Origin of the sequence: Corynebacterium tapiri (assembly GCF_006334925.1) — a bacterium.
Lineage (GTDB): Bacteria > Actinomycetota > Actinomycetes > Mycobacteriales > Mycobacteriaceae > Corynebacterium > Corynebacterium tapiri.
Genome location: NZ_VDHJ01000018.1, coordinates 1 through 24,910 on the forward strand (window position 1 = coordinate 1; position 24,910 = coordinate 24,910).

Genomic DNA, 24,910 nt, shown 5'->3' on the forward strand with positions numbered 1-24,910 from the left:
CGGACGAACCCATAACCATCGTGAAGTCTCATCGAGGTCCTATCGACTGTTTCGTAGAAAAACCCTAAATGCTCTTCTTGCAGTTCAATTTGCACGTCTAAGGGTATGTACCCTTCGCCAACGCAGGTCACGTTTATTCCATCACCACCGGGAAATCTGCGCCTATGGGGCTTCTGGTGGCTGCTAGTCGCACCTTGGGGGAGTTTCTTGACCATGATCCGCACTTTGCTCACCGGTTTAGTCGCTCCCCGTTCTATCAAGGTGATGATCCGACGGCTTATCGTTGGTATTGCCTGCACAAGCGTGTTTATCGGCTTGTTGATCTACTCCAGGAAGTACGCACCATGATGGGGCATACCACCGGTGAGACGAACGCTGGCAAAGCAATCCCTAGGGGCGAATGCGCTCAAGGCCGGTGCCAAGTGATGGAATAGGCCCTTCGAATGAAAGAGTGTCGAAGGGCAAGTAGCTGTAAAACAAACATCAGACCTTGAGACAGATGAAGTGCTTGAGCTCCCATGCGCTGGTGTCCGTGCTCACGCATTAGTCGTGATTGCCCTGGTCGCCGGCTTCCCGCTGGACACTGCGCTAATGCACGAACTATTACTGGCTGTGTAGACGCTATCGCTCCACTGCGAAGAGATGTGCGGGGTAAACTCGTTGCAATTCCTTCTTTATAGGTGTCGTCTCGGGGAATGTCGGGTAAAGCTGGCTGCGCTGTCATGCTGACTAGCGCAGAACCGGCAATAATGGTGACGGCGATAGTTGCCTAAGTTTTCTTGGCTTCGCGCAAAGAGCGATACACGACACTGACCCCTGTGACAGATGGGAAACCCGTGAATACAGAAAATTTCCACTGGCTACTGACCAAAGCGCTAGAGGGCCCTCTGAAGGAGATGGATTCCCCACGAATGAAGAAGTGGGCAGGATCTCAGCTTGCCGGGATTGAAGCGGGAAACGAATTTGATCCCATTCAGGTGATTCATTCCTTACTCCTTCCACTGGCCGCCATCGAGGAGGAAAGCCGAAAGGCAGCTACTGAGTAGCTGCATGCAGTTCAAATCTTGCCTCTTCGTTCGAGTGAAAATCGCTAGTAGCAGCCACTCTTCTGCTCTGGACCGAACGCGGTTGCTTTTTATAGGCGACAACGCCGTCTCGAGTTCTGGGCGACAGGTGCGCTAACTCACCGAGAGCCTTCGGGCGCTGAGGTAATCATTTTCAATATGCTGCGTGGCCACACAAACTCACAGCTCAACCAGCTTGTGCGTCTTCGAACGCACGACTTTGCTACCTGCCGCTTACTTGGCAGGTGTTCGCGAGTTGAAACTCATCTGGTTTTGGTAAAAGCATCCTAGTAGCACTGCTTGCGTTCAGAAGCAGATCTGCACCCCTCTCAGTGTTGACCCTGACTGCACCAGATGCCTCGACCGCAACTCGGTGTACCCGAGCCGGAGCCCGGGAGTGGTGATCGGGGGAGCGACAAGGCCTAAGAGGTGCGCGACATTTCCACCTGGGTTATGCCCCGGTAGCTGCAGCGCATGACCGCGGTCCGCGCATTGTTTGAGCAAGGTGGGCACGAGCCCTACGCGCTCAACAGCGCCATAATCTCGTGCAACCAGATAAATGTTTCGCTACCCTTCCGATCAAATGATCCTTGAAAAACAATGGTGACGGTAATGTTCGGAGTAAGTCCTGTTCATCGACTATTTTGATGCAACATCGATCGGAGCCCCAAATGACCTCTGGTGAAGTCACGCTGACCCGCACGTACTTTCTTGCGCGGGAGGGGGACCTTCCTCGGTGCTATCAACGTTACTTAGAACGAGTCGAGCGCGTGAAGCAATTCACCACCGTCTATTTCGTAGCTGATACGGAGTTCCATGAGGCAAATCCAGTAGCGCGAGAAAATCTGCTGACGAATCTTCGCGCTCAAAGCGATGATTCACTCAATGAAGATGAGTGGGACATGTACAGTTATTCCACTGTGTTAGGGACGCTTCACGAGCCTATCGCACCTGGGGCTTCGGTCTCCCGATTGTGGGAAGACATGCTTCTCGCCGATGAAGAAGAGTTCCCAAGATCATTTATAAGTTCAGTGCGATTTGCGTCTTTCATGTCGCGGCCAGAGTGAACAAACGGGAACAGATCGCTATAAAAACTTTCATGAGTTAATGTGGAGAGAAGATTCTGTAGATCTCTTGGATCAGGCCATTGAATTGATTAACTTAATGCGGCAACGTGAATGTGGAACTTAGGCCATCGAGTGAGGGAATGGATATGGACAGAAGGGCTCAGGCGTTATTTCGTACTTTTTATGGAATACCGTACTTGGAGATCGCTTTATTGGCTACGGCCTTCGTGTTGGGAAAGTTTGCGGTTGCTGACGTGGGCTTCCTCTACCCAATACTCATGATTTCACTAGTTGGGTCCTTAAATCTCAATTTGTTTTCTATTCGTAACTTCTACGGTGACCTTTTCTTCTTAGCCTTAGGGGTGGTCGGACTGGTCATGATAAAGGCGATCGGTGATGGACCTGTATTTTTCATCGTATTCCCGGTGTTCGGATTATTAGGGTTGGGGGTAAGTGGTGCCTGTACTCTGGTGCGAAGGTTAGTGGCTAACCTCCTCTTAAGGTGACACTTTGGTTAGTGGATCAGTCGGAATCTGCTGCGCATTGTTGCAAATTTTGTTTTTATGGGAAGGGAGAAAACTATCATGAAAGATGATTCTGCGTGGTGCTTCTTAACCAAGTTTGTGTGTCGCTACGACCAGCTTGACGAAGCAAAAGCAAGGCATCAAAGATGCGTCGATGTACTTCGTGAGAAGAACACGGTTTATTTCTCGTCGGAACAGGCATATCAAGCTGGTCAGGTTGAGCCAACTTTTAAACTTCTCCTGTCGGAGATTATCCCGCCAGGTGACAATCTAACTCCTGCAGAGGAAGAGGAATATTCAGTTTTCTTTTTCGTGACTATTGTTGATGTTCCTAATGGCCCAGATGCGGCTGATGATGAAGTGCGGTTCGTGTCTGCGAAATTAGAAATTGATTTCGAGTCAGGGGTTCCAGCGAAATTCCCAAGTAGAACACGTGGAATTCGAGTGAGCCAAACCGGTCATGAACTTGAGGGTTGCATCTATCAGTAGGGGATACTCGTTGAACAAGGCTCGGTATCTGAGCCTTAGCGTGGGCTGGATCAGATTCGAGCCTTGTTAGGAGTTGATCTATTGTTCGGAGGCACCTGTTTGAGGTGCTGGTACACCGCACAAGCCTTCGCGAGGTTCTCTTCCCGAATGCGATTGACGTTTCACAGCTGCACTACTGTGGTAGCCCGTGCGCGTGGCGAGAATAGCTCGCGCTGGCTTTGAACTAGCTCCTAGTTGTTGGGTTAGATTTATCCTTAGATAGATCTTCAAGCGGCTAGCGCCGGCCTTGTGTCGGGGCACTCCTCTGGGTGTTGTGGGAATCGCTCGGTGTTGTATAACTCGATGTAACTCGGAAGCGCGCTTGTGAGCTGGACCTGTCTTTTAGTGCACAATTCGTTCTACCTCGCGAGAGGTGCCAGGCATAGTTGCGTGATTGCAGAACATGCCGGTTCGTTGCTTTACCTCGTAGGTGTCCTGCCCATGTTTAGGTGGTAACTTAGGTGAACTCTGAGTGTGGAAACCATTCTGCATATTGAGAGTCAGCGGTTAGAGCGCTTCTGACGAAACCGTTTCGCTGCTATGGCCGCCAGGTTGAGGGGAATGCAGAGTAGGAAGATCCCCACGAAAGAAAATACGACTCCAACTCCCTTTTGAGAAGGATCTCCAAACGAAGACCCTAACGCGAAAGCTGTACTAAAACCTGCACTTCCAAAGAGTGCGACAAGTAGAGATTCCTTAACGTTCTTAGAAGTAGCGATAGAAATAAGCGCTGCACCAACAATGAGTGATACTCCGCAGCAAATAATCTGCCATTGCGGGTAGTCAGTTGGAGGACCGTAGCGGAGTGAATCTTCAACACTGCTCGTCGGTGACCACGAAAGCCACAGTATGGCCATGCCAAAACCGAGCAACGCTGATAGCGCCAACTTGAGGGGACTTGATCTCGTCCCCGTTTTCGGGGTCGATCCCTTCTTGACCAGCGCTAGTGTAATGGCAGCTGTCGGAACCACCACGAGAATGAAGGTCCCCCACAGGAAATCGAGTAGATCAAAACTGCTGTAACTCATACTTTCTTATCCGAGGTTATCGCAGCTCCCGGAGGCTTCAAGAGCTCAGTACGTAACCTTGAAGTTGCGGTAGCCGTATTTTTCGGGTGGTTAGATCTGAAAAGCACTTTATGTTGCCGGATCTTTCTGCGCGCGATCGAACATTAGGGCCACATCCGTAGAAAAGACGGGGTTCCGCACCCTAGCGCCTGTCTGTAAGACGAAGTTCTGGCGAGATCTCCCGATGCCATTTGTGACCCTCTCGATAGGGGAGACGCAGCGTACAGCCGATGGAATTGCTTTCCCTCGAAGACTGTGGCTGGCACTCTGCGCACTGAACCAGCTATCTTGAATCTCCTAAACACTGCGCAGGAAGTCCGCCAGGTCCTGGATCCGCTGGCGGGCCACCTCGGGGGTGCTGACGCGGTGGGTCGAAACGTACTCGTGCACCTCGGCGTTCTTGGACTTTTCCACCTGCTCCGGCCTACCCGCAATCTCGTCCTGCAGGGCCACCTGCACAAAGGTGCGCGGGTATTGCGTGGGCAGCTCGACGCCTGTGCGCAGCTCGTCGGGCAAACCCTCGATCGACTTCAGATCCGGGAAAGTCAGAGCCAGCGCGTCGACACGCTCGGCCTGCAGCGCTGCCAAAGCGCCACCTGAGGAGTAACCCCAAGCGGTAACCGAAGCGGGGTTCTGGGAGCGGATCCACTGGATAGCGTTAGCGACGAACTCGTCGAGTTCGGCCAGGGTAACCCCAGGCAGCAGTGGGTGGTCCAAGTCAACGATGGTGGTTCCCGATAATTGGGCAGCAGCTGCTACCTCGGGACGCCACTGATGCTCCAGGGCCTCACCGCTGCCGCGCCACCAGCCGCCGGAGTGGAAGGAAACGGCCCAGCGCCCGGTGGGCTCGCTGGGGCGGAAGATGGTGCCCTGGATTTCGGGGACCTCTTCCACGTCGATTCCAGAAGCAAATGCCACGCCCGGCATCGTGTGATCCACCGCCGATCCCAGCATCAGCATGGAAGCGTGTGTAATGCGATCAGGCAGACGGCCCACATAGGCGTCCGCCGGGGCCGGGTCACCGTTGCCGCCCTTCCACGGAGGAGTGAAATCTGGCAGCTCATAGGTGGCATCGAGGTAGGAAGTCAGCTGCTTAAGCTGCTGTTCCGGAGGAAGGGTTCGTTTGACGCCCCCGACGTTGAAGTCGGCACTCGTCATGTCGTTGATCGGGTACTCGTCATCGGGCGATCCGGGCTGCAGCTTCGGGGGAGGAGTCATACGTCTCACCCTAATGCGCGCGCCAAAAAGGGGCGCTAGATTAGGCGGCACGATGCAAGTTCGGCCAGCCCCGCACCAGGTAAAAGGACGCCCCGCATGAGTGGAACAGCCCAAATTTACGCAGACGCCCAGCTTACGCCCACCAAGCAGGAGATCGCCCTGGAGCACGGAGCGATCCAGGAGCTCATCGGCTCTGCGCGCCTGCTCGACCCGGCCGGTGAGGTAGGCATTGAGTTTCTCTTCGGAAATGACGAGTTTGGGCGCTTGCGCCAGCTGCCGGTGACCTACCGCTCGGCGGAGGTCGGCGACCGCGCAACACTGACCACCCTTGAGCACTCAGAGCTGGGCACGCGGTGGGTGAGTGTTGCTTTGGGCGATTCTGTGGCAGTGACTGCGATTATCCGGGCGATCGTCACCGCGGGCGAAGGCGCGGCCTATTCCGCCGGCGAGCCAGCCTTTGACCTGCAGGGAAGCGGCGGGGACGAGGGGTCTGGCGACTCTCAGGTACAAGAGGCCCAAATCGCGGAGTTTTCCACCCAGCGCGCGCAGGGAACGGTGACCATCGACGGGGCAGTGCGCGGGTACATCTTGCGCATGAGTAACCTGCCGCACGCCCCGCGCTCGGCGGGTGGTCCCACCGGCACCGATTACTCCACGTCGCGCCTGAACCTCGTGGCCACCCCGCGCCACGGCGAATGCCGCGAGCCGCTGGTCCTCGCCGAGCTCGTGCTCACCGAGTAACCAGCTCAAGCACGCCTACCAGATGGTCACGCGCTCCTCGGGAGCCAAGTAGAACTGGGCGTCCTCTGGCACATCGAAGGCCTCGTAGTACTCGTCGATGTTGGCCACGATCTGGTTGCAGCGGAACTCATTGGGGGAGTGCGGGTCGATGGCCAGCAGCTGCTTGGCCAGCTCCGGGCGGATCGCCGCGCGCCACACGCTGGCCCAGGAGAGGAAGAGGCGCTGTAGGCCAGTGAAGGTGCCGTTAGCCAGCTCCTCGGAGGCCTGCTCAACCACGAAGGGCTTGGTCTCGGGTTCGCCGTGATCGGCCACGTAGTTGTTGTAGGCGACGACGGCGATGCCCAAACCGCCCAGGTCACCGATGTTTTCGCCCAGCGTGAACTTGCCGTTGACGCCGGCGCTCTCCTCACCCTCCTTGGCGGTCTCCTTGAGCACCGTGGGTACCAGGCCATCGAACTGGTCGACCAAGCGTGCGGTCAGCTTCTCAAATGCCGCGCGATCATCCTCGGTCCACCAGGACTGGAGGTTGCCGTGGCCGTCGTAAAGCGACCCCTGATCATCGAAGCCGTGCCCGATCTCGTGACCAATGACGGCACCAATGGCGCCAAAGTTCTCGGCGGCGTCAGCCTTGGGGTCGTAGAACGGCGGGCGCAGAATGGCGGCGGGGAAGGTGATGTCGTTGACCACGGGGTTGTAAAAGGCGTTGACGGTCTGCGGCGTGGTTACCCACTCGGAGCGATCGGCCGGCTTGCCCACCTTGTTGACCTCGTAATCATGGACAAACGCGGCGCCCTTGCGCACGTTTGCCACCAAGTCGGCGCCAGATACATCGAAGGACAGGCCGTCGTAACTACGCCAAGAATCCGGGTAGCCAATCTTGGGTGTGAAGGCCTCCAGCTTCTCCAGGGCCTTCTGCTTGGTTTCCTCGGTCATCCAGGACAGCGCACTGATGCGCTCGCGGTAGGCAGCAAGAAGGTAGTCGACCAGCGTGAGCATCTCCGCCTTGGACTCGGGTGGGAAGTGCTTCTCGACGAACGAGCGAGCCACCTCGTGGCCCACCAACGACTCGGTGAGTGCCACGCCCCGCTTCCAGCGATCCTTCTGCTCAGTCGCGCCGGAGAGCTCCGTGCCATAGAAGGCGAAGTTGCGCTCGCTGATCTCCTCGGAGAGCAGGCCAGCGCGGGCACGCAGGATGTGCCAGGTTCCCCAGAGCTGCCAGTCGGCGAGGCGGTCGTCGCTCAGCATCCCCGCAAGGGCATCGACGTAGCTGGGCATCATGTTGACCACCACGCCCCCCTCGAGACCCGCGGAGTCGAGGTAATTACGAATGACCAGCGGCAGGCTGGCGATTTCGACCTTGTTGTAGGTCTTTTCCGCATCGCGCGCGGAGACGACGTCCCAGTGGTGGGAAGCGAGTTCGGTCTCTAGACGCACGATGCGCGTGGCGGCAGCCTCTGCGCCCAAGCCGAAAAGGAGGGCCGGATCCAGGAACTCCAGCATGGTGGCTACGTGCTGCTCGTACTTGCGCAGTGTGTCCTCGTGGGACTTTTCGCGGTAGTACGCCTCGTCCGGGAGGCCCAGCCCACCCTGGTAGAGGTAAGCGATGGCGTCCTCGGAGTTCGAGTCCTTTTCCACCCAGAAGGTCACCGGGCCGGAAACGCCGGTGCGCTCGAGCTGACCCAGGCGGCAGGCGAAGTCCTGGGCATCGCGGGCCTTGAGCAGGTCAAAGTCGGTCAGGAGGACGTCGAGGCCAGCCTTGTCGATCCCCTCGGTGTCCATGAAGGACGCGAAGAGCGTGCCGGCGCGACCATCATCTGATGCCACGATCTCGTGCACATCCTTCTCGGCCTGATCGCGCAGCTGGTGGAAGGTTCCGTCGACACCGCGGTCGTCGGGGATGACGTGAGTATCGAGCCAAGGGCCATTGACAAAGCGGTAGAGATCGTTCATGTGCCCCACTCTAGGCCGAGCGGGAGGGCAGGTGGTGCGGAAAATGATTGGGGGTGGTTCGTGTGGACGTGGCGCGTTCTCTTTTTCTATAGTTCAATAGACAGAAAAATAGGAAGCGAGGTGCCCTTACAGTGAGTCAATCCCGCATTGGCCTCTACAACCCGGCCCACGAACATGACGCCTGCGGCGTGGGATTCGTGGCTGACATGCGCGGACGCGCCAACCGCCGCATCGTAGAACAGGGCCTCACCGTTCTGGCCAACATCGAGCACCGTGGTGCCGCCGGAGCAGAAAAAGCCACCGGTGACGGAGCCGGCCTCCTCATACAGATTCCCGACGCGTTCTACCGAGACGTCGTCGATTTCGACCTGCCAGAAGCCGGTTTTTATGCCACCGGCATCGCGTTCATGCCCACCGCGCGCATGGCCATGCTGGATGCCCAGCGCGCGGTAGAAACCATCGCGGCTGAGGAAGGCGCCGAGGTTCTGGGCTGGCGCGAGGTGCCCGTCAACCCGGCAGGGCTGGGCGAGATGGCCAAGGCCGCCATGCCGAACTTCCACCAGGTATTCCTGGCTTCCGAGGGACGCAGCGGGATCGAGCTCGACCGCGTCATGTTCTTCATCCGCAAGCGGCTGACGCGCGAGCTGGGCGAGACCGAGGGGCGCGACACCGTGTACTTCCCCTCGCTGTCTTCGCGCACCATCGTGTACAAGGGCATGCTGACCTGCGACCAGCTCGCCCCGTTCTACCCGGACCTGAACGACGAGCGCGTGACCTCGGCCGTTGCCCTGGTCCACTCCCGCTTTTCCACCAACACCTTCCCCTCCTGGCCGCTGGCGCACCCGTACCGCTTCGTCGCCCACAACGGCGAGATCAACACCGTCAAGGGCAACGAGAACTGGATGCGCGCTCGCGAAGCCCTGATCAACTCCGAGGTCCTGGGCCCTCTTGAGCGCGTGCTGCCCATCTGCACTCCGGGTGCTAGCGATACCGCGCGTTTCGACGAAGCCCTCGAGCTACTCCACCTCGGCGGCTACTCCCTGCCGCACGCGGTGGCCATGCTCATCCCGCAGGCTTGGGAACACAACGAGGCCATCAGCGACGAGTTGCGCGACTTTTACGCATACCACTCCTGCCTGATGGAGCCGTGGGATGGACCGGCCGCCGTCGCTTTTACTGACGGCCGCTTTGTCGGTGCCCTGCTCGACCGCAATGGCCTGCGTCCGGGACGCATCTGGGTGACCCGAGATGACACGGTCATCATGGCGTCCGAGGCGGGCGTTGTTGATGTGGAGCCCAAGGACGTCGTCAAGCGCACGCGCGTGCGTCCGGGCCGCATGTTCCTCGTCGACACTGAGCGCGGCGAGATCGTCTCCGACGATGAGATCAAGCAGACCCTGGCCAGCAAGAACCCCTATGGCGACTGGATCCGGGAGCACTTCACCCCGATCTCGGAGCTGCCGCAGACCCGCTACGAGTACATGCCGCACGAGCGCGCGGTGCTGCGTCAGCGCGTCTTCGGCATCACCGAGGAGGACGTGGAGCTGATCATCGCCCCGATGGCACGCACAGGCGCGGAAGCCCTGGGGTCGATGGGTTCGGATACCCCGATCGCCGCTCTCTCGCAGCGCCCGCGCATGCTCTTTGACTTCTTCGCCCAGCGCTTTGCGCAGGTGACCAACCCGCCGCTGGACAGCATCCGCGAGAAGCCGGTGACCTCCATGCACACGCTTCTTGGTCCGCAGTCCGACGTGCTTAACCCGGGCCCGGAGGCCGCGACCCGCATCCAGCTGGATTCCCCGATCCTGGATAACCACGCGTTTACCACGCTGCGCGAGGCCGCTGCCCGAGGTGCCCGCAGCGAGTTCACCTCCCGCGTGATTTCCGGTCTCTACCCGGTGGCGCACCACGGCAAGGGCATGTCTGAGGCCATCGCCCGCGTGCGCCGCGAGGTGTCCGAGGCCGTCCACGACGGCGTGGGGCTGATCATCATCTCGGACCGCGAATCGGACGAGCGCTTCGCCCCGATCCCCTCGCTGCTGCTGACCTCCGCGGTTCACCAGCACATGGTTGCCGAGCGCACCCGCACCCGAGCCTCGCTGGTCATCGAGGCGGGCGACGCCCGCGAGGTACACCACCTGGCCATGCTCATCGCCTTCGGTGCGGATGCGATCAACCCGTACATGGCCTTTGAGACCATCGACGAACTGATCCAGAAGGGCCAGCTGGAGGGCCTGAGCCTCGACGAGGCCTGCACCAACTACGTCTCGGCCGCCACCACCGGTGTGCTCAAGGTGATGTCCAAGATGGGCATCGCCACCGTGGCCTCCTACCGCGGCGCGCGGCTGGCGGACATCACCGGGTTGTCGCAGTCGCTTCTCGACGCCTACTTCGGCGCCGAACCCTCGCCAATCGGAGGCGTTGGTTTGAGCGAAATCGCCGCCGACGTGGAGGCCCGTCATCGCTCCGCGTTCTTGCCGCGCCCGGAGGAGCTGGCACACCGTGAGCTGGAGATCGGTGGCGAGTACAAGTGGCGCCGCGAAGGCGAGTTCCACCTGTTCAACCCCGAAACGGTGTTCAAGCTGCAACACGCCACGCGCACCGGCCAGTACGCGATCTTCAAGGACTACACCCGCGCGGTCGACGACCAGTCCAAGCGGCTGGCCACGCTGCGCGGCATGATGGAATTCGTCCCCGACCGCGAGCCAGTCCCGCTGGATGAGGTCGAGCCGGTCAGCTCGATCGTGCGCCGCTTCTCTACCGGTGCCATGTCCTACGGTTCGATTTCGGCGGAGGCACACGAGGTGCTGGCCATCGCCATGAACCGCCTGGGTGCCATGTCGAACTCCGGCGAGGGGGGAGAGGATCCGGCCCGCTTTGCCATGGAGCCCAATGGTGATTGGAAGCGCTCAGCGATCAAGCAGGTGGCCTCCGGCCGCTTCGGCGTAACCAGCCACTACCTGAACAACTGCACGGACATTCAGATCAAGATGGCGCAGGGCGCCAAGCCAGGTGAAGGTGGCCAGCTGCCACCCAACAAGGTGTATCCCTGGATCGCGGAAGTGCGCATCACCACCCCGGGCGTGGGCCTGATCTCGCCGCCCCCGCACCATGACATCTACTCCATCGAGGATCTCGCGCAGCTGATCTTCGATTTAAAGTCGGCCAATCCGGATGCCCGCATCCACGTCAAGCTGGTCGCCGAGCAGGGCGTGGGCACCGTGGCCGCTGGTGTATCGAAGGCGCATGCGGACGTCGTACTCATCTCGGGCCACGACGGCGGAACCGGCGCCTCCCCGCTGACCTCACTGAAGCATGCCGGCGGGCCTTGGGAGTTGGGCCTGGCCGAAACACAGCAGACCCTGCTGCTCAACGGCCTGCGTGACCGAATCACCGTCCAATGCGACGGTCAGCTCAAGACCGGCCGCGACGTTGTCGTCGCTGCGCTGTTGGGTGCGGAAGAGTTCGGCTTCGCCACCGCACCGCTGGTGGTGGAAGGCTGCATCATGATGCGCGTGTGCCACTTGGACACCTGTCCAGTTGGTGTGGCTACCCAGAACCCGAAGCTGCGCGAAAAGTTCACCGGGCGTGCTGAGCACGTGGTCAACTTCTTCACCTTCATTGCCGAGGAGATCCGCGAATACCTCGCCGAGCTGGGCTTCCGCAGCATCGACGAGGCTGTGGGCCAGGCGCACGTGCTGCGCCAGCGACGCGATGAGGAGTTCGTCACGGCGAACCCGCGGGCAGCACAGTTGGACCTGTCCTCCGTATTCGAGGTGCCGCGCTCGGAGTTCTTCCCGACTCAAGCCTCGCGCAAGGTCAACGACCAAGAACATGGTCTGGACGATGTTCTTGACCGCCGCATTCTCTCCGATGTGTCCCTGACCATCGACGCCGCCGCTGCCGCGGGTGCGCAGAATGCGCCGGAGTGGATGAAGGCAACGCAGCCCCCGCAGATCTCCACGTCGTACTCCGTGCGCAACGTGGATCGCAGCGTCGGTACGCTCACCGGGTCCTACCTCACCCGGGCTGCGGGAGCGGCGGGCCTGGAACCGGGAACCATCGCCCTGAGCTTCCGCGGTGAGGCCGGCAACTCCTTCGGCGCCTTCGTTCCGCGGGGAATGACGCTTGACCTGATGGGAGAGGCCAACGACTTCGTGGGCAAGGGCCTGTCGGGCGGACGAATCGTGGTGCGCCCAGACACCGATGCGCCAGAGCAGCTTGACCTGAACGAGCCAGACATCATCGCCGGCAACGTGCTCGGCTTCGGCGCCACCAGCGGTGAGCTCTACATCGCCGGCGTGGTCGGAGAGCGCTTCTGCGTGCGCAACTCCGGCGCCACCGCGGTAGCCCACGGAGTGGGTAACCACGGTTGCGAGTACATGACCGGTGGCGTGGCCGTCGTCCTCGGCGAGATCGGCGACAACTTTGGTGCCGGCATGTCTGGCGGTGTGGCTTACCTGGCACCGGTGCCGGGCAACCGGGAGCGCATCAACACCGGCATGGTGGACGTTGAGGAGATGGGTGAGAAGGACGTCGAGAAGCTCCAAAAAATCCTCGACGAGCACCAGCTAGCCACCGGAACCACCCCCCAGTGGCAGGCGCGGGAATTCCTCAAGGTCATGCCGCGTGACTACGCCCGAGTTCTTCGCATCATCGACACGGCGCGGGCGCAAGGCCGCGACGAGGGAACCGCAATCATGGAGGCGATCAGCTAATGGCCGACCCACAAGGATTTCTCAAGCACTCCCGGGCCGAGGCGCAGCACCGGCCGGTGCCCCTGCGACTTATGGACTTCAAGGAGGTCTATGAGTCCACCACCGACGCGTTTGTGCAGACGCAGGCCAGCCGCTGCATGGACTGCGGTGTCCCTTTCTGCCACGAGGGCTGCCCGCTGGGCAACATCATCCCCGAGTTCAACGAGCTCGTGCGCACCGGACGGTGGCGCGAGGCGTACGACCGCCTGCATGCCACCAATAACTTCCCCGAGTTCACCGGCCGCCTGTGCCCCGCTCCCTGCGAGGGCGCGTGCGTGTTGGGCATCAACGATGAGTCGGTGAGCATCAAGAGCGTTGAGCAGGCGATCGCCGACAAGGCCATCGAGCGCGGGTGGACCGAGCCGATCCGCGCCTCCTTTCATACCGGCCAGTCCGTCGCCGTGGTGGGATCCGGGCCGGCAGGTCTGGCGGCCGCGCAGCAGCTCACGCGCGCCGGGCACTCGGTCACGGTCTTTGAGCGCGACGACCGTCTGGGAGGGCTCATGCGCTACGGCGTTCCCGAGTACAAGATGGAAAAGGTACACATCGATCGGCGCATCGAGCAGATGAAGGCCGAGTCCACCATCTTCCGCGTGGGCATCGCGCCCACCGCCCGGGACCTGGCCAGCTTCGACGCGGTGGTCTTGGCCACGGGCACCCCGCTGGCGCGCGACCTGCCCGTTGACGGGCGCGAACTCGAGGGTGTGTATCCGGCGATGGAGTACCTGACCTCGGCCAACCGCGTGTGCGAGGGTGATACCGAGACTCCAGAGATCGACGCGCGGGGCAAGAAGGTGGTCATCATCGGTGGCGGCGACACGGGCACCGACTGCTTTGGCACCGCCCTGCGCCAGGGCGCGGCCAGCGTCACCCAATTTGATATTCGTCCTCAGGCCCCGCGCCACCGCGCCGCCTCCACGCCCTGGCCGATGTATCCGCTCCTGCACCGCACGGCCACCGCACATGAGGAAGGCGAGTACGTCATCACCGGCGACGAGTCTGTCGCTGAGATCGAGGCACTGGGCCTAGCCGTGCGCGGCACCGGCGACTCCCTCGGCGAGCGCGTCTACTCGGTCAATACCGTCTCGCTGCACGGCGAGGACGGTCGCGTGAGCTCGCTGCGTGGCAACAACGTCAAGGTGGTCGACGGGCGGCGCGTGCCCATGGAGGACACCGACTTCGAGCTCGACGCGGATTTGGTGCTCATCGCCCTGGGATTCACCGGCGCCGAGCGCGGCGGGCTCGCTCATGAGTTGGGTGTGCTTTTCGACGACCGTGGTCGAGCCCTTCGCGATGAGCACTACCGAGCTCAGCGCGGACCGAAGGCTCCCGAGCAACCGGTCTACATCGCTGGCGACAACGGCCGCGGCCAGTCGCTGATCGTGTGGGCCATTGCCGAGGGTCGCGCCGCCGCCGCGGCGGTGGATGCTGACCTCATGGGAGAAAGCGCCCTGCCTTCTCCGATCAGCCCGACCAAGGCTCCGCTCGGGTTGTAGGAGCACGACAAAAAGAGGGGCAGCACCTGCTGCCCCTCAATTTTTGTGCTTAGCGCATGCCCGTTTCTTGGGCCTTTTCCGGATCGCGGATCTGCATATCCGATGGGTGCCAGAGACCGGAACGGGTGATCGTCTCGTAATCGATCGCGGCCAGATCCGGGGTGTTGCCCGCCGAGTCACGGCGCAGCTCGTAGTGCTCCAGCGAGCCCCAGTCACGGTGCCAGTCGCCACGGGTGTAACTGGGAACCTCGAAGGAGGTGTTCACGGCCTCCACAGTGGCCAGCGCGCCGCCGCCGTAGAAGTCCATGAAACCGGTGAGGACGGCCTTGCCCTCGTTGTCCGGAGCAATGCGGTACTCCGGGATCTCGCTCACACCCGCGAAGTGGTCGAAGGTACGCTGCTGCGGGAACTGCAGGGCGACGGACCAGTCGAGGAGAGCGGGCTTCGAATCGTCGTAAAGCTGCGACAGCTGAGCCAGCTCCGGGGCACGCGGGGGAGTGAACGCGATCCAGTCCTCGGGATCCAGGGAGGCGTCCTTGGCGTGCAGGCGCACGACGTTGGCCTCCTCCGGAATCTCATCGAGCGGGATGCGCAGGTTGCGCCACGAGGGGGTCGGGCCGATGTCGAGCATCTCCAGCTCGCCGAGCTTCTTGGCCGAGCCGTCTGACTCCGCGGTGCCGTACTCCAGCACGAAGTCCTCACCCGGCTGCTCCACACCGTTGATGTCGTGGTGCGCGATCTTGCCGGCCACGGAAACTACGAGCAGCGGGGCCTTGTCGGTGGCCTCGGGCAAGTGGTACCAGCTGGTCGTGGCCTCGGCGGCGGTGGTGGCGTTCTCGTCGTAAGAACCCAGAACCGGAACGCGGTAGGGGTCCAGGTTGAACGGCAGGCGCGCGGTCGAACCGTTGACACCCTTGGTCTCGCGCACACCGCCGGTCACGTCCTGGCTAGCGCCATTCGTGCTGGCCGAGGACTCCTTGGAGGAAGAATCCTGAGACTTCTTACCCGAATCGGCGGAGGTTCCCAGGCCCTGGGAATCGGCGGCTCCAGTGGTGTTGGTGGTGTTGTCGTTGACCTGGGTGTTGGCAATCGCGCCGACGTTGGCGGCTGCCTTAGTCTTGGGGACGATCGACTCCGGGATCTGCGAGGGCTCAAAGCCTTCCGGAGCGTTAGTCTCCAGCGACTCACCGAGGGGGACATCGCCCAGCGGGGTGAGGAAGGAGTCGTTGGTGTTGGTCTCCAGCATGGCCTCGTCGGCCAGGTAGGAGGTGTTACCACCCAGCGCCTTCACGTTGCCCATGCCGACGCTGTAGGCGGGGTACTGGTCCACGAAGGCCTTGGTGAAGGTCAGCACAGAGAACGTGACCACCAAGATGGACACCACAGCCACCGGCGCGCTCATCACGCCGGCCCAGCGGTATGCCTTCGCGGACTGTGCGGCCTCGAACTCTTCACCGCGGCCATCGGCGATGGCCTGCGAACGACGCAGGTCGTGCCGGAAGCTCTGGAAGATACCCACGGCGAGGATCACCAAGGACATCAACATGATCAGCGTGGTGAACTCCACGCCCTTGAGCTGCGGGACCTTATCCCACCACGGCACACCGAAGCTGGAGACGTACCACCAACCGTTCCATCCGGCGAAGGTGAGGGCCATCAGGAAGGTCACCCCGGCCAGCGAGAACGTACGGGCGCGTGGGGAGCGGATAGCGATCTGGCTCAAGACCACCGCGCCCAGTGCCGCCAACGCCCCGGCCACACCGGCGTAGATGCCAAAGTGGTGCGTCCACTTGGTGGGGGTGAACATGAGGAAGAACATGCTCAGGCCCATGATGATGACCAGGCGGCTGGTCGGCCCCACAGCAGCACCGGTGACGCGACCATGACGCAGCAGGGAGTACAGGGTCAGGCCCAGGCACACCAGCATGGTCAACATGGCAAAGCGGCGCGTCAGCGAGCCATCAACGGACTGCTCCAGCAGCGTGGAGTAGCGCACGTACTCGGAGTACCACTCCAGCGCCGGGCCGACGACGCCACGCACGCGCGTGGACTCCATGACAGCGGCCAAGCTTTGGTCAGCAAACACCGGAACCATGACAAAGGTGCCGGCTGCCAGGAAGGGTCCGATGATCCCGGCGATGGTCAGGATCTTGCCTGTGCGCAGCTCGCTCACCCGGCGGGCGAGCATGCGGATCAGCGACGGCAGCGACACCAGGAACACGCCCACGGCCATCAGGCCGGTCGGCCCACAGGTCAGCGTGATGGTGGCCAGCACCGTAGCCACAGCGGCCGGGAAGAAGCGATCCGTAGCGATTGCGCGCTCGAACAGCGCCCAGGTGGCTAGCACACCGAAAGCGATGATCGGCTCTGGTCGCAGACCGTTGTTGTACGGCAGCCAGAACGCCAGGAACATGAAGGCGGCGGTCCAGTGGGCCACGCGGCGACCGTTGATGCCGGCGCCAAAGCGCGGCAGGATTTCGCGGGAAAGCAGCAGCCAGATGCCGATGCCGGCGAGCAACGTGGGCACGCGCATCCACAGGGAGTTCGAGCTCACCTGCGTCATCACGGCGAGTAGCTCGTAGAACGGGCTGCCGAAGGGGGCCTCGGGAACGCCGTACCAGCGGTAGTAGTTGGCCATGTACCCCGCGTGGTCGCTCACACGGGCCATGGTCAGGATGAAGCCGTCATCGGAGGTGTTGGCGCCGAAGATGTGCCAGAAGCCCAGAATGGCACCGACCAGGCCATCGAGCGGGCGCAGACGCCGCCAGCTACCGCGCTCCAGGCTGCTGGCCGGGGTGGATCCGTCCTCCGGCTCCTGGCTAGCGCGGCGCCGCTCCATCACAAACAGGGCAGCCAGACTGATGACCGCGAAGAGGGTGCCCAGCCACATGGTCACCTGCTTGATCAGCGTCGGCGAGGTGGTAAAGCGCGAGTTGATCTCCACATGTGCGCTTAAACCTGCGTCGCTAAGCTCCTGCAGATTCTGCGGGGAGTTATCAATCTCGGTGTAGAGGCCGGTGACCTGCGGGCGCAGATCGTCCTCGGTCTCCTCCTCGTACGACGTTCCACGCACACCGAAGTAGGCACCATCGGCGGTGGTCTCCACGCTCAAGGTGGCGTCCTTGGGAATGTCGCGTAGGTCTTTAGCGCTCAGCTGGAAGGCGACGTCGTTAAGCACCGTGACATCGATGCCCTGGTCCTTGTTCTGGGTAACAAACAGCCCGCGATCGCTGGCCTCAGGTCCCGATGGGGGAATGGTTCCCAGAAGAAGGGTCTCGCCCTCGCGGAGCTTCTCGACGCTTGCCAAGGGGATCTCGGCAGTGAAACTCTCGGGTGCCACCGAGATCAGTGGAGCATTCACCGAGTTGAGTGAGCCCTGCGGCCAATCAAACGACGATTGGGTCTGTTTGACCGGCATCAACGGCACGGCGACAAAGCACAGGAAGGCCAGAACGCCGCTGATGAGAGCGAGCAGCTGCAGAGGGCGCAGCGCGCGAATATTAAGCATGTGAGGTCACCACTACAAACGGGCCGACCTGCTCGACGTTCCACAGGGACTCATCAGCAAAGACGGCGGGATTGAAAAACACCGCATCGTAACGGACGTTGGGCTGGTTGGGGAAAATGTCCTCCGCCAAGTGAGTCTTCCACCCGTTCTCTGCGTCGCTGGCATCGCCACGGAAGACAAAGACGTCCGGGGCGCGCCACGGGGCATTATCCAACGCGGAGCGGAATGCCGCCGGGTCAGAGTTATCGTCCCAGGAGCTCTCCGCCCACTCGCGGATGGTTGCGTTGCGCTGGGAGAACTCACCGAGCGGGTTGGCGTAGTGGCTCGTGAAGGCGTTGAAGCCGTGGTAGGGGAAGAAGGAGAGGAAGCGCGTTTCGTCGGTAAGCACGACGGTGTCGTTGGGGTCGAAGCCCTGCTGAAGGAGGTGCTCGTTGACCCCCGTAAAGGAGGAGCCGGCGTCGGCCTTGTATCGATCGCCGCGCTCACCGTGCCCATCGGTATCGCGGTAGGCGTGGTCCAACTTGTCCTCGTTGTGCTCGGGGATGCCCTGGGCGTAGGACACCCCGGAGGCCACCATGATGACGGCGGCCACCGTGAGCACGATGCGACCGGTGCGCTCGCTAACTCCCTGCGGGTAGAAGCGGCGCAGATCCAGGTGAGCCACGCGCCCCAGGGCGATAACACCCAGGGTGGTAAACATCAGCGTGACCATCACTTCCATGCGGAATCCCAGCAGGGACGTGCCCACCAGCGGCGCCAGCATCGAGGCGATGCACCACAGGTAGAAGGCAGCAAGGGCGACCAGGAAGTTGCGGGCCTGATCAGTCCGCGCGCGCACCACCAGGTACAGCAAACCGCAGAAGCACAGGATTCCCACCACGGATGGAGCCAGGAAGGGCAGGGGAAGCTCCGTGCCCTCCGACGGCAGGAAGTGGTTGGCCGTGGACTCCAGCTCGTACGCGCCGGACAGGGCCGCAAACAGGAAGGGGCCCCAGCTGATCAGCGCGATAAGAACGGAACCAACACCGATGACGGCGAGGTGCAGGATCGGGGTGAACGAGCGACGCACCAGCGCGTTCACGAGCGCAATGAGCACGATTGCCAGGGCAGTCGCACCGGTGAACAGCGTGTAGAACATCGCCGAGATACCCAAGAACACCATGATGCCGGCGGTGGCGAACCAGCTACCGCGCATTGCCGGGCGGGCCATGGCCACGGCAGCCGGGGCGCCCATGGCCACGACGGCTGCGTAGGGCTCATCGGGCGTGGTCACCAGGACAATGCACACCGTTACCAGGGCGATGGCCGTGGCCATCGGAAGCGACGAGGTCAAGCGCTGCCACACCGCCACCAGGAGGGATCCGGCGGCAGCGATGGACACGATCGCCCAGGGCTGGAAGACCTCCCAGCCCGGAACATTGAGCACGTTGGCTAAACGGCCGCCGAGCCAGAACCACCCCATCGGGTAGTAGGAGGGCATGTCCACGTAGTTCATGTCCTGGTTGGCCAGGGTGGTGGCCATACGCGTGAGGAACTGGGAGCGGAATCCCTGGTCAACCTGGATGCCGTCCAGGAACAGCCGGGTGGCCGCCAGGGGCACAGCCAGGGCAGTTACCACCAGGGCTGCCGGGCTGAGGTGGCACACCAGGTTGGTGATCACGCGCAACCACATCGGGCGTGGGCCCGGATCGCGTGAGCTGCGGACCCAAAGGAATGCCAGGACACCGGTAATCACCAGCACCATGGCGGTGCCGGCAGTGGCCAGTGCGCGGGTGACCATAGAGGTGTTAAACGCGGGCAGGCTCGTCATCTTGAGCACGAGCCAACACACGAGCGCGAACGCCCCGCCGCCGAGTGTGCTGGCGGCCATGCGCCAGAGCACCCCGACGCGGCTGACATCATCGCGTCGGGGGCCAACACTGAGCGGCGCGACGCTTTCCGACGAGCCGGTTGCGGGGGACGCCTGGGCAGACGAATCCCCCAAATTAGTCACAGGACTACTCATGGGTAACAGTTTTACATACCCACACCCGTGACCCGATTCGCCCTTAAGGGCGTGTGCCTTAGAAATTAAGGCGCTTCATCACAAAGGACGGCATGTTCTTCAGCACCAGGGAGATCGGGCCGAAGAGCTTGTGTACGAAAATGGACTCCTTGCCCTCGGTGACGGCGGCGACGGTGGCCTTGGACACGTCGTCGACATCCACGGTGAGCGGGGCTTCCTTGCCGGCCGAGGCGCTCATCTTGGTGCGCACCTGACCCGGGCGAACCACCAGCACCTTGACTCCGTACTCGCTCAGCGCCACGCCGAGCTGGGAGTAGAAGCCGTCGACACCAGCCTTGGAGGCGCCGTACACAAAGTTGGAGCGGCGCACGCGCTGGCCCGCCACGGAGCTCAGCGCAATCAGGTGGCCGTGGCCCTGGTTCTTCAGCTGCTGTCCCAGCAGCACGCCGACCGAAACGAAAGCGGTGAAGTTAATCTGTGCGCTCTCCACGGCAGCAGCGTGGTCCTGCCACAGCTGCTCCTGGTCACCGAGGGTGCCAAAGGCGACGATGGCGATGTCAATGTCACCGTGGGAAGCGGCGTGCTCGATGACCTGGGCGTGGTTGTCGGTGTCCAGGGCGTCGAAGTCGACCACGTCGACGTTCTTGGCGCCGGCAGCGCTCAGCTCTGCCTTGGCGGCGTCGATACGCGGGGAGTTCGCGCGGGCTGCCAGGGTGACGTTGGCCGGGGACTTAGCCAGAAACTCCTTGACGATGCCAAGGCCGATCTCTGACGTGCCGCCGAGCAGCAGGATGTTCTGTGCCTGGCCTACAGCGTTCAGCATTGTGTGTACTCCTTGAAAAACGAGTTGGGGTTTCGGCTCTTAGTGCAGCTGCAAGCGGCGGGACAGATCCGAGGCGAAGACGCCGGTCGGGTCGATCTGGTCGCGGGTCTTCAGCCAGCCGGCCATGCCGGGGTACATGGCGTGGAAGTTCTCCGCCGAGGTGCGCGACTCCTTGGCCAGGTACAGGCGGCCGCCGAACTGCATGACCTGCTCGTCGAGCTTGTCCAGGAAGGCATGCAGGCCGTCGCGGATCGGGAAGTCCACGCACACGTTCCAACCCGGCATCGGGTAGGACAGCGGCGCACGGTTGCCCTCACCGAAGAGCTTGAACACGTTGAGAGCGGAGTAGTGGCCGGAAGCCTGGATGTCCTTGATGATCTGCTTGAACGGCTCGACAGCGTCCATCGGCACCACGAACTGGTACTGCAGGAAGCCCTTGGAACCGTAGCCACGGTTCCACTCACCGATCAGGTCCAGTGGCTGGTAGAACTGCGTGAGGTTCTTGATCTTATTCCGCGCCGGAGCGCCCATCTGGTAGTACGCCTCGCCGATGGCCATGAGCGAGAGCTTGTTCATGGTCCAGGACGGGAAGATGTCCGGCACCGTCATCAGTTGCGGCGCGTTGAACTTCAGCGGGTCCTTGGCCAGCTTCGGGGCCAGCTCCTTGAGCTGATCGAGGGTGGCTAGAGAGCCGCGCGAGATGGTGGCGCGACCCAGCTTGGGCTCCGGGCTGATGGCATCGAACCACGCCGAGGAGTAGGTGTAACCGGCCTCGGAGCCATCAGAGTGGAAGGCGATGGTCTCGTCGAGGGTGTCGGTGCGGTCGGTGTCCGAGACGAAGTAGGCGGTCTCGGTCTTGGTCATGCGGATAGTGGCACGCAGGATGATGCCGGTCAGGCCCATACCGCCGACGGTGGCCCAGAACAGCTCGCCGTCCGGATCGTCAGCGGACCCTTCAGGCTCGAGGTGCAGGACGCGGCCGTCGGCCACCAGCAGCTCCATGGAGACCACGTGGTCGCCGAAGGAGCCGGCGGAGTGGTGGTTCTTGCCGTGGATGTCCGGTCCGATGGCACCACCGATGGTCACCTGGCGAGTACCCGGCAGCACCGGAACCCACAGCCCGTAGGGCAGAGCAGCCTTCATCAGCTGGTCCAGGGTGACACCGGCATCCACATCCACCAGGGCCGAATCCGGGTCGATCGAGTGAATACGGTTGAGCGGGGTCATGTCTACGACCAGGCCGCCACCGTTCTGGGCCGGATCGCCATAGGAGCGTCCCATTCCGCGGGCGATCACGCCACGACGGGCGCTCTCCGGCAGGGAGGAGTTTCGCTCCGCTACCTCGGCGACCGCGGCGATGATGGCCTCGGGATCCTGGGTGGACAGCACATGAGCAGTCGATGGCGAGGTGCGTCCCCAGCCATAAAGAGACTTCACGTGTGTAGTGCCTGTCATTATTTCCACTTCCTGACTTCAGTGTGTGCGCTGGTCACGCCCCATGCGGGCCCACGCCAGCCTCACCGACGTATAGGTATGCCCTGTAAGAGTACCGCCGAGTTGGGCGGCCTTAAAGATCCATGAGTTCACGGACCTCTGGCGGCAACTGATCCTGGCTTTCGATGATGGGACCGCCCGCCTCTGCATGGCGCTTCAGAGCGTCGTAGACCACACCCCGCGAGGTGCTGTCGAGAAACGGCAGCTCTTCGGCCATCAACCTGATCATGAAGTCGCTCAACGGCGCAGTTGCCCGGTGGGCCGCTTCGTGCGAGCCGTGCCGGACGTCCTCCGGGTCCACATTCTTCTGCGGGATCATGAAGGCCAGGGTAGTACTCCGTAGAATCAGGACCTATGACGACGCAACCTGCCCAGCCTGATTTTTACGCGCTCGACGACACCCTGCCCGGCCGCCTCACCCAATCCGGCCTCATCGCCGCCTTCGTTGCCGCAGGTGATCTGCCCCGCGCAGCGCTGCCAACACGCCTGGCCATCGCTGCCGGTGGTGTGGGTCTGGTCGCGGTGCTCAACGCCTACGACGAGGAGGAGGGAGACGAGCCCGCTGCGCTTTACGACGCCGCGCAAGCCGATCTCTCCACCACCTGGGCAATTATCGGTGGCGTCACCGGAATCGCGGCCCTTGCCCATGTGGCCGAGCGCGCCGCTGCCCGCGCCCTGGACAAGCGCGGCGTCTCCTATCCGCACTCGATTATCGGCGCGATTGCCGGCGTGGGTTCCTTCGTAGCCGCAGAGGCGGCCCACCGGCGTGCGGCCCGCAGCGAGGAAACCGCCCAAGGCTAAAACCGCAGAAATTCCTCTACGCTGGCGGGCATGACACAGCAACGTCAGCAGGCTGGGGCTGCCAAGGTCATCGACCTAGCAGATCACGCTGCGGCGCGAGCAGTATCTACCGCGGGCTCGCGCCCCGCTCACACTCTTATTCTCGAGGTCGCTACGTCCCAGGCAGCCGGGACTAGCTTTCGCCACCTTGGAGTGGTGGACACCATGTCGTTGGCGTCATTGCGCGACGTCGTGTGCGTGGCCTTCGACATCGCCGCGGATGACGCGCCGGCTGTGTTTGTGCAGCGTGGTGAGCGGGTGGACGTCTCAAAGCATCTCTATCACCACCTTCGTGCCGCCGGCGACGTCCTCGAGTTCCGTTGGGGCCTGTGGGAGTTCACGATCACCGTGACGCACCGGTGGCCGAGGGACGACCATTCGCCCAGAGCGGTGTGCCTCGGGGGAGACAATGGGCTGCATGCCAGACCGGTTGACCTGCAGCGGATCAACGCGCAGCTGGCGAATCCTGGGTTCGAGGACGTGCTCAGCTGCCTGCGCCCGGAGGTTGCGCAGCTACTTCGGCGGGGTGAGTTGGCGGACTTTCTGCCGCTCTTACATGCGATCGGGGTGCGTGCCTGCCCGAATCTGGCCCCAGAGACGCGCATCCTGCTGGGGACCTTGCCGTTGGAAAACGACAAGCGGGCGCGCGACACGTTCTGGGCGATCATCCTGGGGTTGGCGTGTCTACGCGACACGCAGTTTGCCCGGGAGACCGGTGCGCGGGTCATGGAAGCGCTGGGGCACGAGCCGCTGCTTGAGGCGTGCGCGGACTCGCTCGACGTGCTCGCGAGCGTCGGTGGGTATGGCGCTGAAGCGCTAGCTCCGGTCGAGCGAATCGATCTCTATCGCGAGCTTCTACACAAACCCGAGTAGGCTTTCATGCCATGTCGAGCCAGCAACCTGTCGCCGATTCCCTGAAGAAGCAGCTCACCCGCTTCGTGGCCGTGGGAATAGTCACCGCCATCATCGACTATTCGCTGACCATGATCCTCAACGCGCTGGGCCTGCACCGTCAGCTGGCCAAGGTGGTGGGTTGGATCTTTGGCACCATCGCCGCCTACGTCCTGAACTCGCGCTACACCTTTAATACGGCGATGTCCGCCAAGACGGCCGTTGCCGTCGGCGTGCTCTACGCCTCCACCTTCCTGGTGCAAAACCTCTTGTGGTGGGCGACCAAAGCCCCGCTAGAGGCCCTGGGGCTCGAGGGCTTCTGGATGAACACCGTCTCCTTCGTCATCGCCCAGGCCGTAGCCACGCTGACCAACTTCTTCCTGCAGCGCACTGTGATCTTCCGCGCGAAGTGAGGCCGCTATCTCTTCCGCTTTTTCCGCTGCGCTCAACGCGCGTATCGACGCCCACCGCCACCAGTCACTCAAAACCCAAGCCGGTCGCTTTGCCCTGACCGGCGTTGCGGCCGCCGTCCTCGACCTCGCCCTGACCTGGCTTCTGCAGGTTGGCCTCGGAGTTTTCGATGACTTCTGGGCCCGCTCCGCCGGCTGGCTAGCCGGCACCGTACTGGCCTACAAGATGAATCGCCGATGGACCTTTGGGGCGAAGTCCTCCAAGCGGCGCTTCTCCGCCACGATGCTCACCTACGTGATCACCTACGTGGCCAACGTCTGGATCTATCGCCGGATATTCGCCCTGCTCATCGACGACATGGGCAAGAACCTCGCCTTGCTGCTCGCCTTTATGGTCGCGCAGGCGGTAGCGACCGTCGTGAACTTCGGGGTGCAGCGCTTGGTGATCTTCCGCCGGGCCGGTGGGCGGTTCTAGCGCGGCGTGGGCGGGTGCCCGCGCACTCGCTTGAGTGCAAATGATTGCACGA

The 24,910-nt window shown here is 62.1% G+C and carries 17 protein-coding genes and 1 pseudogene; 10 read left to right on the forward strand and 8 right to left on the reverse strand.

The window, feature by feature from the left end; all coding sequences use genetic code 11:
• Positions 1–215 (reverse strand): annotated as a pseudogene (locus FHE74_RS10725) (hypothetical protein); the annotation flags it as partial.
• Here FHE74_RS10725 and FHE74_RS10055 point away from each other — a divergent pair.
• The 3 genes from FHE74_RS10055 to FHE74_RS10060 all read left to right on the forward strand — a co-directional run bounded on the left by FHE74_RS10055 (position 165) and on the right by FHE74_RS10060 (position 3,144).
• Positions 165–434: a replication initiation protein gene (locus FHE74_RS10055; RefSeq protein WP_139466385.1), complete on the forward strand. Its 270-nt coding sequence runs from the start codon at positions 165–167 to the stop codon at positions 432–434. The pseudogene FHE74_RS10725 and the gene FHE74_RS10055 overlap by 51 nt on opposite strands.
• Positions 435–896: 462 nt before the next feature.
• Positions 897–1,046 (forward strand): hypothetical protein, encoded by a 150-nt coding sequence (locus FHE74_RS10690; RefSeq protein ID WP_180339746.1) that lies wholly within the window; start codon positions 897–899, stop codon positions 1,044–1,046.
• A gap of 1,669 nt (positions 1,047–2,715) precedes the next feature.
• A complete protein-coding gene (locus FHE74_RS10060; RefSeq protein WP_139466386.1) occupies positions 2,716–3,144 on the forward strand; it encodes a hypothetical protein in 429 nt (142 codons plus the stop codon).
• 1,403 nt (positions 3,145–4,547) lie between these two features.
• Here FHE74_RS10060 and FHE74_RS10065 read toward each other — a convergent pair.
• Entirely contained in the window at positions 4,548–5,408 is an 861-nt protein-coding gene (locus tag FHE74_RS10065) for an alpha/beta hydrolase (protein ID WP_246049284.1), read from the reverse strand.
• Positions 5,409–5,564: 156 nt separating this feature from the next.
• On the opposite strand from FHE74_RS10065, the gene FHE74_RS10070 reads away from it, so the two are divergent.
• Positions 5,565–6,209, forward strand: coding sequence for a CG0192 family protein (locus tag FHE74_RS10070; RefSeq protein WP_139466388.1), 645 nt, complete (start codon positions 5,565–5,567; stop codon positions 6,207–6,209).
• Between the two features lie 15 nt (positions 6,210–6,224).
• On the opposite strand, the gene FHE74_RS10075 is transcribed toward FHE74_RS10070, so the two are convergent.
• Positions 6,225–8,159: a M13 family metallopeptidase gene (locus FHE74_RS10075; RefSeq protein ID WP_139466389.1), complete on the reverse strand. Its 1,935-nt coding sequence runs from the start codon at positions 8,157–8,159 to the stop codon at positions 6,225–6,227.
• Between the two features lie 131 nt (positions 8,160–8,290).
• Between FHE74_RS10075 and gltB the strand changes: the two genes are divergently transcribed.
• Both gltB and FHE74_RS10085 read left to right on the forward strand, forming a co-directional pair.
• Complete coding sequence (gene gltB, locus FHE74_RS10080; RefSeq protein ID WP_139466390.1) at positions 8,291–12,877, forward strand: glutamate synthase large subunit; 4,587 nt, start codon at positions 8,291–8,293, stop codon at positions 12,875–12,877.
• Positions 12,877–14,412, forward strand: a complete 1,536-nt coding sequence (locus FHE74_RS10085; protein ID WP_139466391.1) for a glutamate synthase subunit beta — start codon at positions 12,877–12,879, stop codon at positions 14,410–14,412. Before gltB ends, FHE74_RS10085 begins: the two co-directional genes overlap by 1 nt.
• A 49-nt stretch (positions 14,413–14,461) precedes the next feature.
• Here FHE74_RS10085 and FHE74_RS10090 read toward each other — a convergent pair whose 3' ends face one another.
• From FHE74_RS10090 to FHE74_RS10110, 5 genes are all read right to left on the reverse strand, one after another.
• Positions 14,462–17,920: an arabinosyltransferase domain-containing protein gene (locus FHE74_RS10090; RefSeq protein ID WP_139466392.1), complete on the reverse strand. Its 3,459-nt coding sequence runs from the start codon at positions 17,918–17,920 to the stop codon at positions 14,462–14,464.
• Positions 17,913–19,925, reverse strand: coding sequence for a galactan 5-O-arabinofuranosyltransferase (locus FHE74_RS10095; protein WP_246049283.1), 2,013 nt, complete (start codon positions 19,923–19,925; stop codon positions 17,913–17,915). The genes FHE74_RS10090 and FHE74_RS10095 overlap by 8 nt, the downstream gene beginning before the upstream one ends.
• 58 nt (positions 19,926–19,983) lie before the next feature.
• Positions 19,984–20,748, reverse strand: coding sequence for a decaprenylphospho-beta-D-erythro-pentofuranosid-2-ulose 2-reductase (gene dprE2, locus FHE74_RS10100; protein ID WP_139466393.1), 765 nt, complete (start codon positions 20,746–20,748; stop codon positions 19,984–19,986).
• Positions 20,749–20,787: 39 nt separating this feature from the next.
• Positions 20,788–22,203 (reverse strand): decaprenylphosphoryl-beta-D-ribose oxidase, encoded by a 1,416-nt coding sequence (dprE1, locus tag FHE74_RS10105; RefSeq protein WP_139466394.1) that lies wholly within the window; start codon positions 22,201–22,203, stop codon positions 20,788–20,790.
• Positions 22,204–22,315: 112 nt separating this feature from the next.
• Positions 22,316–22,561, reverse strand: coding sequence for a hypothetical protein (locus FHE74_RS10110; RefSeq protein WP_139466395.1), 246 nt, complete (start codon positions 22,559–22,561; stop codon positions 22,316–22,318).
• 35 nt (positions 22,562–22,596) lie between these two features.
• Between FHE74_RS10110 and FHE74_RS10115 the strand changes: the two genes are divergently transcribed.
• The 4 genes from FHE74_RS10115 to FHE74_RS10130 all read left to right on the forward strand — a co-directional run bounded on the left by FHE74_RS10115 (position 22,597) and on the right by FHE74_RS10130 (position 24,858).
• Positions 22,597–23,043: a hypothetical protein gene (locus tag FHE74_RS10115; protein WP_139466396.1), complete on the forward strand. Its 447-nt coding sequence runs from the start codon at positions 22,597–22,599 to the stop codon at positions 23,041–23,043.
• A gap of 30 nt (positions 23,044–23,073) precedes the next feature.
• The gene (locus FHE74_RS10120; RefSeq protein ID WP_139466397.1) at positions 23,074–23,955 is read left to right on the forward strand and encodes a hypothetical protein; all 882 of its coding nucleotides are present in this window, start codon (positions 23,074–23,076) and stop codon (positions 23,953–23,955) included.
• Positions 23,956–23,966: 11 nt separating this feature from the next.
• Complete coding sequence (locus FHE74_RS10125; RefSeq protein ID WP_180339747.1) at positions 23,967–24,386, forward strand: GtrA family protein; 420 nt, start codon at positions 23,967–23,969, stop codon at positions 24,384–24,386.
• Between the two features lie 94 nt (positions 24,387–24,480).
• Entirely contained in the window at positions 24,481–24,858 is a 378-nt protein-coding gene (locus FHE74_RS10130) for a GtrA family protein (protein ID WP_281279427.1), read from the forward strand.
• The last annotated feature ends 52 nt before the right edge of the window (positions 24,859–24,910 follow it).

Excerpts from the sequence above, each read along its gene's own strand:
- FHE74_RS10055 (WP_139466385.1), top strand. The coding sequence starts at position 165 with ATGGGGCTTCTGGTGGCTGCTAGTCGCACCTTGGGGGAGTTTCTTGAC.
- FHE74_RS10690 (WP_180339746.1), top strand. The coding sequence starts at position 897 with ATGGATTCCCCACGAATGAAGAAGTGGGCAGGATCTCAGCTTGCCGGG.
- FHE74_RS10060 (WP_139466386.1), top strand. The coding sequence starts at position 2,716 with ATGAAAGATGATTCTGCGTGGTGCTTCTTAACCAAGTTTGTGTGTCGC.
- FHE74_RS10065 (WP_246049284.1), bottom strand. The coding sequence starts at position 5,408 with ATGACGAGTGCCGACTTCAACGTCGGGGGCGTCAAACGAACCCTTCCT.
- FHE74_RS10070 (WP_139466388.1), top strand. The coding sequence starts at position 5,565 with ATGAGTGGAACAGCCCAAATTTACGCAGACGCCCAGCTTACGCCCACC.
- FHE74_RS10075 (WP_139466389.1), bottom strand. The coding sequence starts at position 8,159 with ATGAACGATCTCTACCGCTTTGTCAATGGCCCTTGGCTCGATACTCAC.
- FHE74_RS10085 (WP_139466391.1), top strand. The coding sequence starts at position 12,877 with ATGGCCGACCCACAAGGATTTCTCAAGCACTCCCGGGCCGAGGCGCAG.
- FHE74_RS10090 (WP_139466392.1), bottom strand. The coding sequence starts at position 17,920 with ATGCTTAATATTCGCGCGCTGCGCCCTCTGCAGCTGCTCGCTCTCATC.
- FHE74_RS10095 (WP_246049283.1), bottom strand. The coding sequence starts at position 19,925 with ATGAGTAGTCCTGTGACTAATTTGGGGGATTCGTCTGCCCAGGCGTCC.
- dprE2 (WP_139466393.1), bottom strand. The coding sequence starts at position 20,748 with ATGCTGAACGCTGTAGGCCAGGCACAGAACATCCTGCTGCTCGGCGGC.
- dprE1 (WP_139466394.1), bottom strand. The coding sequence starts at position 22,203 with ATGACAGGCACTACACACGTGAAGTCTCTTTATGGCTGGGGACGCACC.
- FHE74_RS10110 (WP_139466395.1), bottom strand. The coding sequence starts at position 22,561 with ATGATCCCGCAGAAGAATGTGGACCCGGAGGACGTCCGGCACGGCTCG.
- FHE74_RS10115 (WP_139466396.1), top strand. The coding sequence starts at position 22,597 with ATGACGACGCAACCTGCCCAGCCTGATTTTTACGCGCTCGACGACACC.
- FHE74_RS10120 (WP_139466397.1), top strand. The coding sequence starts at position 23,074 with ATGACACAGCAACGTCAGCAGGCTGGGGCTGCCAAGGTCATCGACCTA.
- FHE74_RS10125 (WP_180339747.1), top strand. The coding sequence starts at position 23,967 with ATGTCGAGCCAGCAACCTGTCGCCGATTCCCTGAAGAAGCAGCTCACC.